The sequence below is a fragment of the Methylophaga sp. genome (genome assembly GCF_048266885.1).
Classification (GTDB): Bacteria; Pseudomonadota; Gammaproteobacteria; order Nitrosococcales; family Methylophagaceae; genus Methylophaga.
In genome coordinates this window covers 56,723-69,200 of record NZ_JBLWYR010000008.1, presented here as the reverse complement: position 1 = coordinate 69,200, position 12,478 = coordinate 56,723, and the positions used below count along the sequence as shown (strand labels likewise).

Genomic DNA, 12,478 nt, shown 5'->3' with positions numbered 1-12,478 from the left:
GTTTTTATAGCCGCCTCTGTGGCGATTGTAATTACGCCAATCAAGGCTCGGGTCGAAGACCACATTGTTCCAGCAGATCCTGCCAGGCTTCAGTGTGTTCTTTGACTCGTTGATGATATAAACCCAAAATATTGTTCTGGTTTTTCAAACTCAGCGTATTTTGATAATACGCCTGAAAAGTGTCGGGCATTACATCCCGTTGAATCTGGGTCAGCTCTGCTAACGGTTCAAATAATTGCTCCGCACCACGATTAACACTCGCCATATATGGCTGAACTTTAGCGATATAGACACTAAAAAACATTGATTCTAAAACTCGTGCCTGATTGTTTGGTTTGCTCTGATGGCACAATGGTTTTTGATGTATACGTTGTTTTAATATTTCTGTTGCATCTCCCAGTCGGCTTACTAATAACCTGCCGCTGTTGTGAAGTTGCCCGGCCCTGCTGCCATACTGCCAACGCTGCTGCACTTCTCCAAGGTAATTAAGCTCTTGCGAATAGTCGCCCTTTTGCAGCTTTAGAATTACTTCTATTAAATAGTTAATATCATTACTGTATGTCGATATCTCATGTTGGCTTTGCTCCGGTTGATAAAGCCCGTTTGAAAGACTCATCAACTGGGCTATTTCATCAGTACCCCAAGTAGCATTCCAAATAAACAGTGGTAAATTTTGCTGTTTGATTTGAATAGCATCTACCACTTTTTGCTTTAAAGTTTGGTTATCAATTTCAGGTAAACATTGTCGGGCCGCTTCGATAAAGCGCAACTCGTAACGAAGGCGGTTTAAAGGCTGCATGACACGGCCCATAATGGAATTTTTTTCACCTACAACAAATTGCAGCTCGCACCCATACAACTTTAAAAAGTCGAGCAAGTTCAGATCGTTTTCCGGTACCGATAATGTGCGATCTCGAGGTCGAGGTATTCTTTCAATAGCAATTAATTCTGAATAATTAGGCTCAACATCTAATACGTTTCCTAATCGTTTCACATATTCATCCATCAAGCTGTCAGGTTTCGCCAAGGGATCGCAGGCGCTCAACATAAACATAAGCTTTAAAAAAAATATAATCCGATACACTCTAGGCATTAGTAATAGGTTTTTGATGATTAATGAATAACATACCCCTAAGACACTATAAATAGATCAAGGACTCGTTTTAGATTTATTGTATGCTCGTAAGTAAAGTTTAACGTGAAGGATCAACTACTTGATAAATAGAGCAGATATGTCGCATCCAGTCGTTAAAGACGATTATTTTCAGCAATGGCAGGATCTCATTGACCTGTTTGCTGAATTTATGGAAGTGCCTGCTGTTTTGCTAACCCATGTTGATGATGAGGACCAACTCGCTGTGATGGTTAAAAACCGAGCAGCAACTAACCCATATCAAATCAGAGAAAAGTTTAAATTGACCGGTTCTGGTTGTTATTGTGAGTATGTTATTCATCAACAACAAACGCTGTTTGTGGCGAATTCGAATGATAATAATGTCTGGAAAGATAAAACCGATTCAAAGTTAGGAATGATCAATTATCTCGGTGTACCCGTTACTTGGCCAAATGGCGATCCGTTCGGTACATTGTGTGTATTGGATACTAAAACCCACTATTACAGTGAGTTGCAACTCAAAATGATTGTGCAATTACGCAACATCTTTGAAGCAAACTTAGATATTCTGGAAAAAAACCTTGAATTGGAAGATGTGGCCAAAACACTTGAGTATTTAGCCAATACTGACGATTTAACTGGGATTTGGAATCGGAGAGCATTTATTGCTCAAGCCGAAACTGAGTTGCAACGTACCTCACGTCATAACCATACCCTATGTTTGTTAATGTTCGATATTGATAACTTCAAGCGAATTAATGATCTGCACGGCCATAACACCGGTGATGAGGCTATCAAGTTATTCACTGAATGCATCATGAGCTCAAAGCGTTCATACGATATTTTTGGTCGTATTGGTGGTGAAGAGTTTGCCATGATTTTACCGGAAACAGAGTTGGCTTCAGCACTACCCTTAGCTGAGCGCATGAGGGAGTGTGTTGAAAAGTTAACACTGCCACTTGTCAGTGGAGAGCAAGTCACCTTTACCGTCAGTATAGGTCTGACCGAATATCGTGAACAGGATGACGGTATTTTTGCTTTGCTCAGCCGAGCGGATCGTAACCTTTATGCCGCCAAACATAATGGCAAAAATTGTGTTGTTGCTTGAGCCCTCTATTCTTTTCAAAGCATCAAATTAGCTCTATTCCCCAATATTTATCCTAAGTTAAGACTCAGTTAAGCTTCCAATAGCTATACTGCTCAACATTTTTAAACGCAGGAGCGACAAATGGCGAAGGCCAAAAACCGACTGCAAGCGCTTGATGCATTACGTGGCATTGCAGCATTAGGCGTAGTCCTTTTTCATTACTTACCTTATTACAACGAACTATACGGCCACTCATTTGACACTCCAAATGTGCTTGAATTTGGCCGTTATGGAGTACATCTTTTCTTCATGCTCAGTGGCTTTGTCATTTTCATGACGCTAGAACGAACTGAGAATGCCCGCTGGTTTGGTCTCGCAAGAGCCTTCCGTTTATTACCAGCCTTATGGGTTGGAATTATCATTACCTTTCTAACGGTTCATGCACTTGGTCCAGATGATCGAACAGTGCCATTAACGACAGCCATAATTAACTTTACGCTATTACATAGTTACCTTGATCATGCACATGTTGATGGAGCTTATTGGAGTCTGGTGATTGAAATGACGTTTTATGTGTGGATGGCCATACTGTTTTACACATTAAAAAGCTGGCAACAATTGCGCATGGTTTTATTCAGTTGGGTTATCGTAAGTTACGCGGCTGTAATTAATCTTGAAAGCTTATCTCCTACACTGTTTTTTATAACTAATGACTTATTGTTTACCAGCTATGCCCCTTTGTTTATCAGCGGCATCTTGTTATATCACTGGTATAAATCTGGCAACCTGTCAGCCAGTGAAGTGTTTTTCCTGGCGTTATCTATGAGTCATGCATTAATTGCCTATCCTGCACCTTTCAATATTTTTGTTTTAGCGTGTTACGGCATATTTGTGCTGGCCATATGTGGTTATTTGAATTTTATTGTGAATCGAGCCACCCTGTGGCTGGGCAGCCTGTCCTATTCACTTTATCTGGTTCATCAAAACATCGGCTACGGAATAATCGATCATAGTTACGCAATTGGCCTATCCGGGATAACTGGCGTAGCTATCGCTCTGGGTATTTCATTAATCCTAGCTACCGTTATTCATTATTATGTTGAAAAACCTGCATTGCAGTGGTTTCGTGAACGACGCCAGAAAGCGGCTCCAGTGCCAGCAACAAATTAGTATGACCATGTAATTCTGAGATGTTCGGCGTCTCTAAGAACAATTGTGAAGCCATTACACATATATTTTGATTATTAATGAAATAAGTTTTGACCTTTACAAATAATCTCTATATAGTCGATTGTGCTTGCAAGTACGACAGATATTTGTTTTCAAGTTCGATGTTTCCGCTTTAATGTTAGATCCAAAGAGTACTCGTCCTGTTTTCAAAATACCCGCTCCACTTACAGCATACCCGCCCATTATGGGCATTTTTAGATTTACAAAAGAATAGGATGATTTATGTCTTCAACTGGAACAGTTAAATGGTTTAACGAAGCTAAAGGCTTTGGTTTTATCGAACAAGAAAACGGCCCTGACGTTTTCGCACATTTTCGCCAAATCCAAGGCGACGGTTTCAAAACATTGACTGAAGGCCAACGTGTAACATTTGATGTTACTCAAGGTCAAAAAGGTCCACAAGCTGAAAACATCGTTCCTGCATAATTGCTACGATAACAGTTTGATTTTCACCTTCGGGTGAAACGAAAAGCCCCGGTCTCCGGGGCTTTTTTGTATCTGCGTTACTTTCACCGTCACACTTACCTATCCCTCGATTTTTGTCTTTAAAGTCTAGGCAAACATAACCGTTTCTAAACCTGACTCAAATTATTAAAAAATAGCTAATAAGTTTTCAAGTTCTCGGAGACACACCCGATATATCTTTTAGTTTGGTTTTCCAAGACTATTTAGCTGTTTTAATAAAAAGGTGGGTTAAATGCGAGTTGTAAACATATACAAAAATGCAAAGGTCATGAGCAAATCGATGATTTCTCCAATCTTCATGATCTTGATGCTGACATTTTTAGTCGTTGCCACCTTTATCAATCTAAACAGCGTTATAGAAAGTAACGAAACAGTTGTCCACGATCTCGCACCAGACACCGAGATGGCTGCTCAGATTATGGATGCTGTATACAATAAAAGATTACAAGTTAAAGATTATATTAAGACTTCCGCTGAAAGCGCCAAAAATAACTATGCAGAATTTTCAAATAATTTATTAACATTAATAGATACGGCAAAAAAAGATATTACACATCCCTCTCGATCGGCATTGCTCATTGAAATTGAAAATTTAACCCATCAATATGATGACGCTTTTTATAATCAAGTCGTAAAAAATATTGAGCTTCGAAATGATATTGTAAACAACCAACTTAACCTTATTGCTCCACAAACAGAAAAACAACTCAGCCTTTTAATTGAGTCAACATTTCAACAAAATGATATCGATAATGCTCATTTAATGAGTGAAATATTGAAAGAATTCTTGTTGGCAAGATTATATGTTTTTAAATATCTTGATGATAATAGCGACTCCGCCAAACAGCGTGTCATAACTGAACTTAATGCTGTTGAGGTAAAAGGACAGGAATTAATCGACCAATTAATCGATCAATCTCAAATGAGCAATATGAGAGAAGTTCTCAATAACATTAGTACCTATAAAAGTGAATTTGAAAACATTGTTATTTCGGTTGACCAACGAAATCTCGCTGTCGAAAATATCTTAAATAAAAATGGTCGGCTAATCGCCGAAAAAACTGTCCAATTAAAAGACAGCGTTTTTCAATCAATGATTGAAAGTGGCGAAAGAGCCAATCAACAACTCATCAATACTGAAATTAGCACTTTAGTTATTTTTGTTATTGCTGCGAGTTTGGGGCTTTTCTTATCCTATCTACTGGCAAAAGGTATTGTTAATCCTATTGAGTTAATTCGCCAAACAATGAATAAAGTAGCCGGAGGTGACTTAACCCAACGTATTGCTCTAGATAGTAAAGATGAATTGGGTGAGCTTTCCAATAGCTTCAATACCTTTGTGGCGCAACTCCAAAAAATAATTGCTGACATCGGCGTGAATACAGAGCATTTATCGACCGCAGCTGAAGAAACATCGAACGTTACAAAAGAAACCACTAAGAATGTCATCAAACAACAATCCGAAACCAGCCTAGTTGCGACCGCAATTAACGAAATGACAGCTGCTGTTAAAGAAGTCGCAACAAACACTGAAAAAGCGTCTTTGGCAGCGGCGAATGGTGATCAAGAGGCTCGCTCTGGTCAGGTAATAATCAATCGTATTGTTGATTCAATTAAAAACCTTGTACTGGAAATTGACCAATCTTCCGGTGTCATTGAGACAGTTAAAACCGGCAGTATCAATATTGGTACAGTACTGGATGTCATTAAAAATATCGCCGAGCAAACGAATTTGCTTGCCTTAAATGCTGCTATTGAAGCCGCTCGTGCCGGTGAACAAGGTCGTGGTTTTGCAGTCGTAGCCGATGAAGTCAGATCGTTAGCTAAAAAGACCCAAGATTCAACAGAAGAAATAGAACAACTTATTGCACGATTACAATCAAATGCAGATGATGCTGTGGCATCGATGGGAGCAAACAAGTTAAGTATCAATGAGCTCGCAGAGCAAACAAGCCATGCTACCGATTCATTAAATGCCATTACCACGGTGGTTTCTTCTATTTCAGAAATGAATGCCCAGATTGCGACTGCAGTCGAAGAGCAAAGCTATGTGGTTGAAGAAGTGAACGGCAATATTCATAACATACAGATTATTTCTGAAAGCACTGCATCCGCCTCCGAACAGGTGTTGCAAGCGAATAATGAAATTGCGGAAGTGAGTTCACAGCTTAAACTGCAGGTTATGCACTTTAAAGTATAAACATGCGTTAGGCTATTTCGATGCTCTAATCCACTCTTGTTGGATTGGAGCATCATCAAGCAGACTGAGTGGTAACCGTTGATAAGATACATTCCTGTATCTCATTTTTTTGTGCTTTCGCTAAAAATTTTCTCATGTTTGTTCTTGCTCCAAATGGAGATAAATCTTCATCGACATACAGAAATAGTTGATAGTGCGTTAATGCTCGCTTACATTGGCACTCTTTAAATGAAACATACGGAATGAAAATGGATATCCAGCAAATTGAAAGCCTTTTCTTTCAAGCTCTGAACATTGCCATGGATTGGGCTAGTAGTCCCAAATTTTATTCTCAGATTGGGCTCATAGTCTTGGCTGGCCTGCTGGCCTATTCAATTGCCAGTTTTTTAAAAAATCGTTCGCCGCTGTTAAGACAAATCCCCGCCTCAGGCCCATTACTTAAATTCCGTAACAGTATTTATCGTAGCCGGGATTTGATTTTCCCATTAATGATCATTCTGGCATTTTCGATTGCGGCTGATATCAGTCGTATGTGGATTGGGCAAAGCTGGTTGATTCAAATCTGCATGAGCTGGGCCGTGATCTTTATGCTTTATAAGTTGATAGATCGTGTAGTCCATAAAACCTTGTTCAAAAAACTCGCATTGTGGGTCATTTTACCGATTGCTATTTTGCAGCTATTTGGCTGGCTGGATACGGTTATTGTCTATCTTGAATCCATGTCCTTTGAGGTCGGCAATATTACTGTCTCTGCCTACGGTATTATTCGAGTATTGATATTTGGCTCCATTTTATTCTGGCTAGGGCGCATTTCCAGCAACGCCGGTCAACAAATCATACGTAGCCAAGAAGATTTGGATATTGGTACCCGTGAAGTGTTTGCCAAACTGTTTCAGATCGCCTTATTTTTCATTGTATTTATTCTGCTATTGCAGATTATGGGCATTAATCTCACTGCACTAGCAGTGTTTGGCGGTGCATTAGGTGTAGGTTTAGGGTTTGGTTTACAGTCAATAGCCTCCAATTTTATCTCCGGTATCATTCTGCTGCTTGAACGTTCACTGAGCGTCGGTGATTACATCGAAATGGAAGATGGACGCAAAGGCATTATCCGTGAACTGAATATGCGCTCAACTACGTTAGAGACCTATGATGGCAAAGATATCATGGTACCTAATGAACAGTTCATCACCACCAGTTTCACTAACTGGACCCATAAAAACCTTAAGCAACGCTATTCTCTAGAATTTCAAGTCGCTTACAAAACAGACCTGCATTTCCTTTTTGATTTATTACGTGAAGTCGTCTCAAGTCACCCAAGCGTAATCAGTGGCGAAGAGATACCGATTGAAGAACGACCTGATGCTGAAATAGCTGGATTTGGGGATTCGGGCGTCGACATATTGATCGAGTTCTGGATGGAAGGCATTGATGATGGACCTAATCGTGTCGGGGCGGATTTATTATTAATGATTTGGGATGCATTAAAAGAACATCAAATTGAAATCCCCTTCCCACAACGAGAAGTAAAAATTCTTAATGCGAATGGTGAATCAATTCGCTGATTCAGGAAAATCCTGAGGCGCTTCAAGCTGAATACTGAGGAGCAAATTTTGTTGTAAGCGTATCATTTGAACTGTAGCAAAATTATTGCTTAATAAATTTGGAGAAATCGACATGTGGACTAAACCAGAATATTCAGATATGCGTTTCGGCTTTGAAGTAACAATGTACATCTGCAACCGTTAATTTGCAGCTAAGCTAAACACAAAAAGCCCCGACATTGTTCGGGGCTTTTTTTGCCTTGTGATCAGATCAAGTATAGTTTCGAATCAGCCGAACAGTGCAATGACTTTGCGAAGCATCCAACCAAATTTCAACATTATCGGTGGAGAGCCTTCGACGAAATGATTTTGACAAGTATTTATTGGGTTACCTTTTACTGCTGGCTTACTGATAATAGTCCGATGTATCAACGAACGAAACGCTGTCTCGATACACAATTAAACTTGGCAACTACACTTAAATTTCTCAAATAAATCTGTCTACTGTCTGGTTATTTTGCCGATTAAACGCCATGCTAAAAATAAAAAACCAATGGGCATAATCAACATGATCAATACAAATTCAGCCAAAAGATAAATGGTGGCATTAATACCCTGCTCTGCTTTTTGTTGAATATTCTGTATTCGGGTTTTTATATCTAAATTATCTTTTAAACCTTGGTACCAACCACGTTGTGATTCATCAACATTCGGTTGGATAGCTGCAACTTCCTGCTGCGTGGTGTGCAATACCGCAATCGCATCTTGTCTATCATGATCTAACCAAACTTGTAATTGATTGGATGCCAAAATGGTGACAGGAATAGCAAGTCGTAATAATGTCAAAATTAGCACTACATTGAAGAGTCTTTTCGACCAGCGATCAGGTAGTTTCTGCCACAAAAGTAACAACAAAACGATAACTGAAAAGCCCGCCAATCCCCAACGTAATACAGCAATATCGCCCATTGATAATAGGATTTTCTGAATGCCCAGTGACGCAGACGCCAGTAATAACACTGTAGAAAACTGTTCAATCAAATCATTCAGTGGATCTAATATCTGTCCTGGCGTTAAAGTTAACCCCATCCCCATCGGTTCGATTGATAATTCAGTTCCCTGTGCCACCGAAATAACCGCGTTTAAACCTCTGGCAAGTGCATAGACGGTCAGTGTCACTTTAAGCATTTGGCTTAATTGATTTCCCGCGTTTGATTCGAATGGTACTAGGGCCAATACCACACAAGCCAGCAGAATCAATACAACAATAATCTGGCTACGATGATAATTTGTTTTCAAGCTTAACTCCCGTCAGTAATTCAATCTCAACAAACATCTATGAAATGAATTTTATTAACTGTTTTTAAATATTCCGTACTAATTAATTGCCCATCAACAATGTCTTTAATCATAAGGTTCATAATTTTTATCAGACTTATCATCACTTACTGCTGGCTGTTTCGAATCATGGATACCGAGAAAATAGAACACTAGTAATAGCAGGTAAAAAAACAACAAACCATCATCAGGGATAATACTCAGCAATGCCCAAGCGGGCACAATATAAAACACTAAATTCAACAAAATGGTAAAGGCTTTTCCCAGCCGACGTTTCCCTAGGTCATACAAATATCCGGCAAATAAGCCCGTCATGTATCCGCCTACGATCGCTAGAATCAATAGCAAAATCACACCAACCGTTGAAAACTTATCCATCATCGCTCTCGTTTAAGATGATTTATGTTCAGATAATGACTATTTAAACCCATTTTGTCATTGCTTGTTTAAAAGCGGTCCATGTCTTTATCAAAGGTTGGTAATTGAATCTAAAAACAGGCACTATTATTTGGGTGGGTTTTGCAGTGGAGTTTTATCAATGCGGCATCAGCTTTTAATGATCAGTTTATTCTGCTTGCTAGGTTGTAATGAACAAACTGATAAAGTTGATCAGGGTAAAATCGACCCAGTTATGCAATTAAGCCAATGGTGCTTTGATCATTGGAAAGAACAGCAATGGACTATGGGCGAGACGGATTTACCCGCCGTAGAGAATCAGGCTTTTAGTGAAGGTATTCAAAAAGTCTGTCGTGCCCGTGCTGAACTTTACGCTGAAGGTTATGAAATTTATCCGTTTATCACCGATACCATGCAACGCGAAATATATGCACTGGTATTCTCTGCTAGCGTTGACGACATCAAATCACATCTCAAAGAACACTTACCTAAGCTACAACGTATTTAAGCTACAGATTTAATTGCTGATGTAGCCCTTGTCGATAAGCAGTAATAGCTGGAATTAAAGCGACCACAAAACTGGCGATAAGCACCATCGGCAACATAAACATAAACTCATTAATAATCGATAGTCGAGTTAGCAAAATCCCATATTCCTGCAATAACCAATCTTTCAATACATACATGCTTAGTTGCAAACCGATAAAGGCGGTGAATGCCGCAGCCAGACTGATTAATAACGCTTCCATCTGCAGCAATGCAAACAAGAAACTTGGCCGATAACCCAATGCTCGGAGCACGGATAATTCATGGCGGCGTTCACGCATTGAAACCAACAACATATTGGCCATACCAATCAAGGCACCTAATAGTACCAGTGAGGTAATCAATAACAATAGCTGCTCCACACTGCTGAGCATGGTCCATAACGACATCAGCGTGGCACCTGGCAGAATCGCTTGTAATGGTTCCTGCCGATATTCATTGATTTGGCGTTGTAGATTAAAGGTCTGTATTCGCGAATTAAGTCCCAGCATAAAGGCTGTTATGGTTTTAGGCTGTAAATCTGCTGACTCTGGTGTTGCTGTGCCCGGCATTCTCACCCCGCCCTGCCAGTTAAAATGAATAGCTTCAATACCCTGCAGACTGACATAAACCGATTGATCAACTGGCGTTCCTGTTGGAGCCAGAATGCCTGTTATTTTGAATGGGTTATCATCATGGCGGCTAAAGCTGGTGCTGGCAATGCCATGTGAAAGCACTATCGCATCACCTATTTCATAACCTAGCTGTTTAGCAACTTCAGAACCTATCACAGCATCAAAATGCATATTGAACGCTTTGCCATGCTGGAATTGAAGTGACTGTTTATTACCAAAGCGAAAAAACTCGAAAAAATCTGTGCTGGTGCCAATTACTCGATAACCTCGATGGGAGTCTCCGAGCGAAATTGGAATGCTCCAGGCTACCGATGGATTAGTCGCAATTTCTTGATAACTCTGCCAGGAAACATTATTAGTCGGCACACCGATATGAAATACCGAATACAACAAAAGATTCACCTGACCGGTGCGAGCACCAACAATCAAATCAACACCGGAAACGGTTTTGGTAAAGTTGTCTTTGGCTTGATGACGAATAGTTTCCACACTGAGCAGAACAAAAATACTCACCGTCATCATCAATATAGTCAGTAACACGCTGACCCGTCTTGCGAGCAGACTTTTCCAAGCCAGTTTAAACAGCATGTTTCTCTCCTGCGACCACAAACGAGTTTATATCTAGCTGTCTGGAAAAGTGCTGTGCCAGACTTCTGTCATGGCTCACAAAGATCAGTGTGGCTTGCATTACTTTTACCTGCTCCAGTAGCAGTTCAACAAAACTATCACGGGCATCGCTATCCAGCGCCGAAGTAGGTTCATCGACAATCAATAATTGAGGTTGATTAACCAAAGCACGAACAATCGCCACCCGTTGCTGCTGACCAACACTCAATTGCGATGCTGGTCGCTCCAGCAACACCACATCCAATTGCAAGGACTTCATCAATTCCAGAGCACGTTGTTGCAGATGCTGTTTATCCTGTTTGGAAAAGTGGCTGGCTAATTTGATATTGTCGGCCACGGATAAATACGGAATCAGATTGAAGCGTTGAAAAACCATGCCAATATGTTGTGCTCGAAACGCATCGCGTTTGCGGTGACTCAGTTGATTGAGTGTCACATCATCAAGCGTAATATTGCCTTGTTGTGGTATTAAAATTCCGGCTAGGAGATTTAATAAGGTCGATTTTCCCGATCCAGAAGGTCCATAAACAAATACCGTTTCACCTTTTTCTACCTGCCAGTGAGCTATTTGTAATAAAGCCTTGTCTGAGTCTGAGTGATAACGAAATTGGCAGTTTTCGATTTGGATAGCGGGACTATTGGTCATACGTTTACCGGATTGAATGATTGATAATTTTGGCAAGGATGCTAATTGTTATAACATAACATTTTCGCTTGACTTTTAACCTCTCGGATTTTCCATGACCGCACTGACAACTGCAAAGTTCTGGCTTTCTCTTCTGGTATTAACTGGTTTGGCATTTGCACAACCGTTATTCGCTGACAGTAAATATGAGTCCATCGATTGGGTGGATCTGATGCCGGATGATGATTTAGAGGCATTAATGAATCCACCGGAATATCTTGATGAAATCGAAGATGGTTCAATGGAAGATCAAATCAGCAGTCAATTGTTGGGAGCTCTGGAAAATTCTGCTGATGATCGTTATCAACAGGCATTGACTTCAGCCAAAGTCAAACCTGAATACGATCAACGTCCTATCCGCCTACCTGGTTTTATCGTTCCCGTCGAAATGAACGAAGAGCAATTGGTGACTGAGTTCTTTCTAGTACCTTTTTTCGGTGCCTGCATCCATTATCCACCGCCGCCGCCCAATCAGATTATTTATGTCACCTCTAAAGAAGGCGTTGCTCAACAGAATCTTTATGATCCCTATTGGGTCGAGGGTACGCTGACAACCAGCATCACCGAAAATGAAGTGGCCGTTTCAGCCTATTCGATGGCAGCTGACAACATTGAGCTGTATGAAGAATAGT

The 12,478-nt window shown here is 40.3% G+C and carries 14 protein-coding genes; 9 read left to right on the top strand and 5 right to left on the bottom strand.

The window, feature by feature from the left end; translation table 11 throughout:
• Positions 1 to 40 precede the first annotated feature (40 nt).
• A complete protein-coding gene (locus ACN0V2_RS05580) occupies positions 41 to 994 on the bottom strand; it encodes a DUF3080 family protein (RefSeq protein ID WP_417549805.1) in 954 nt (317 codons plus the stop codon).
• A 238-nt stretch (positions 995 to 1,232) separates the two neighbouring features.
• On the opposite strand from ACN0V2_RS05580, the gene ACN0V2_RS05575 reads away from it, so the two are divergent.
• From ACN0V2_RS05575 to ACN0V2_RS05545, 7 genes are all read left to right on the top strand, one after another.
• Positions 1,233 to 2,222: a diguanylate cyclase gene (locus tag ACN0V2_RS05575; protein WP_417549804.1), complete on the top strand. Its 990-nt coding sequence runs from the start codon at positions 1,233 to 1,235 to the stop codon at positions 2,220 to 2,222.
• A gap of 120 nt (positions 2,223 to 2,342) precedes the next feature.
• Positions 2,343 to 3,371 carry an acyltransferase family protein gene (locus tag ACN0V2_RS05570; protein ID WP_417549803.1) on the top strand — a complete coding sequence of 343 codons (1,029 nt, stop codon included), beginning with the start codon at positions 2,343 to 2,345 and terminating at the stop codon, positions 3,369 to 3,371.
• A 282-nt stretch (positions 3,372 to 3,653) separates the two neighbouring features.
• Positions 3,654 to 3,857 carry a cold-shock protein gene (locus tag ACN0V2_RS05565; protein WP_014706925.1) on the top strand — a complete coding sequence of 68 codons (204 nt, stop codon included), beginning with the start codon at positions 3,654 to 3,656 and terminating at the stop codon, positions 3,855 to 3,857.
• A gap of 307 nt (positions 3,858 to 4,164) precedes the next feature.
• Positions 4,165 to 6,096, top strand: coding sequence for a methyl-accepting chemotaxis protein (locus tag ACN0V2_RS05560; RefSeq protein ID WP_417549802.1), 1,932 nt, complete (start codon positions 4,165 to 4,167; stop codon positions 6,094 to 6,096).
• Positions 6,097 to 6,344: 248 nt separating this feature from the next.
• Positions 6,345 to 7,661 (top strand): mechanosensitive ion channel family protein, encoded by a 1,317-nt coding sequence (locus ACN0V2_RS05555; RefSeq protein ID WP_417549801.1) that lies wholly within the window; start codon positions 6,345 to 6,347, stop codon positions 7,659 to 7,661.
• Between the two features lie 112 nt (positions 7,662 to 7,773).
• Positions 7,774 to 7,845: a pyrroloquinoline quinone precursor peptide PqqA gene (gene pqqA, locus ACN0V2_RS05550; RefSeq protein ID WP_081443609.1), complete on the top strand. Its 72-nt coding sequence runs from the start codon at positions 7,774 to 7,776 to the stop codon at positions 7,843 to 7,845.
• Between the two features lie 158 nt (positions 7,846 to 8,003).
• Positions 8,004 to 8,135: a hypothetical protein gene (locus tag ACN0V2_RS05545; protein ID WP_417549800.1), complete on the top strand. Its 132-nt coding sequence runs from the start codon at positions 8,004 to 8,006 to the stop codon at positions 8,133 to 8,135.
• Positions 8,136 to 8,141: 6 nt separating this feature from the next.
• Here ACN0V2_RS05545 and ACN0V2_RS05540 read toward each other — a convergent pair whose 3' ends face one another.
• Positions 8,142 to 8,939 carry a hypothetical protein gene (locus tag ACN0V2_RS05540; protein WP_417549799.1) on the bottom strand — a complete coding sequence of 266 codons (798 nt, stop codon included), beginning with the start codon at positions 8,937 to 8,939 and terminating at the stop codon, positions 8,142 to 8,144.
• Between the two features lie 105 nt (positions 8,940 to 9,044).
• On the bottom strand, positions 9,045 to 9,359 hold the full coding sequence (locus ACN0V2_RS05535) for a hypothetical protein (RefSeq protein ID WP_417549798.1): 315 nt from the start codon (positions 9,357 to 9,359) through the stop codon (positions 9,045 to 9,047).
• A gap of 157 nt (positions 9,360 to 9,516) precedes the next feature.
• Here ACN0V2_RS05535 and ACN0V2_RS05530 point away from each other — a divergent pair, with 157 nt between their 5' ends.
• Positions 9,517 to 9,882, top strand: a complete 366-nt coding sequence (locus ACN0V2_RS05530; RefSeq protein WP_417549797.1) for a hypothetical protein — start codon at positions 9,517 to 9,519, stop codon at positions 9,880 to 9,882.
• Position 9,883: 1 nt separating this feature from the next.
• On the opposite strand, the gene ACN0V2_RS05525 is transcribed toward ACN0V2_RS05530, so the two are convergent.
• On the bottom strand, positions 9,884 to 11,122 hold the full coding sequence (locus ACN0V2_RS05525; protein WP_417549796.1) for an ABC transporter permease: 1,239 nt from the start codon (positions 11,120 to 11,122) through the stop codon (positions 9,884 to 9,886).
• A complete protein-coding gene (locus tag ACN0V2_RS05520) occupies positions 11,112 to 11,807 on the bottom strand; it encodes an ABC transporter ATP-binding protein (RefSeq protein ID WP_417549795.1) in 696 nt (231 codons plus the stop codon). The genes ACN0V2_RS05525 and ACN0V2_RS05520 overlap by 11 nt, the downstream gene beginning before the upstream one ends.
• Positions 11,808 to 11,901: 94 nt before the next feature.
• Between ACN0V2_RS05520 and ACN0V2_RS05515 the strand changes: the two genes are divergently transcribed.
• Positions 11,902 to 12,477: a DUF3299 domain-containing protein gene (locus tag ACN0V2_RS05515; RefSeq protein ID WP_417549794.1), complete on the top strand. Its 576-nt coding sequence runs from the start codon at positions 11,902 to 11,904 to the stop codon at positions 12,475 to 12,477.
• Position 12,478: the final 1 nt, after the last annotated feature.

Excerpts from the sequence above, each read along its gene's own strand:
- ACN0V2_RS05555 (WP_417549801.1), top strand. The coding sequence starts at position 6,345 with ATGGATATCCAGCAAATTGAAAGCCTTTTCTTTCAAGCTCTGAACATT.
- ACN0V2_RS05545 (WP_417549800.1), top strand. The coding sequence starts at position 8,004 with ATGATTTTGACAAGTATTTATTGGGTTACCTTTTACTGCTGGCTTACT.
- ACN0V2_RS05560 (WP_417549802.1), top strand. The coding sequence starts at position 4,165 with ATGAGCAAATCGATGATTTCTCCAATCTTCATGATCTTGATGCTGACA.
- ACN0V2_RS05535 (WP_417549798.1), bottom strand. The coding sequence starts at position 9,359 with ATGATGGATAAGTTTTCAACGGTTGGTGTGATTTTGCTATTGATTCTA.
- ACN0V2_RS05525 (WP_417549796.1), bottom strand. The coding sequence starts at position 11,122 with ATGCTGTTTAAACTGGCTTGGAAAAGTCTGCTCGCAAGACGGGTCAGC.
- ACN0V2_RS05520 (WP_417549795.1), bottom strand. The coding sequence starts at position 11,807 with ATGACCAATAGTCCCGCTATCCAAATCGAAAACTGCCAATTTCGTTAT.
- ACN0V2_RS05570 (WP_417549803.1), top strand. The coding sequence starts at position 2,343 with ATGGCGAAGGCCAAAAACCGACTGCAAGCGCTTGATGCATTACGTGGC.
- ACN0V2_RS05575 (WP_417549804.1), top strand. The coding sequence starts at position 1,233 with ATGTCGCATCCAGTCGTTAAAGACGATTATTTTCAGCAATGGCAGGAT.
- ACN0V2_RS05565 (WP_014706925.1), top strand. The coding sequence starts at position 3,654 with ATGTCTTCAACTGGAACAGTTAAATGGTTTAACGAAGCTAAAGGCTTT.
- ACN0V2_RS05515 (WP_417549794.1), top strand. The coding sequence starts at position 11,902 with ATGACCGCACTGACAACTGCAAAGTTCTGGCTTTCTCTTCTGGTATTA.
- ACN0V2_RS05530 (WP_417549797.1), top strand. The coding sequence starts at position 9,517 with ATGCGGCATCAGCTTTTAATGATCAGTTTATTCTGCTTGCTAGGTTGT.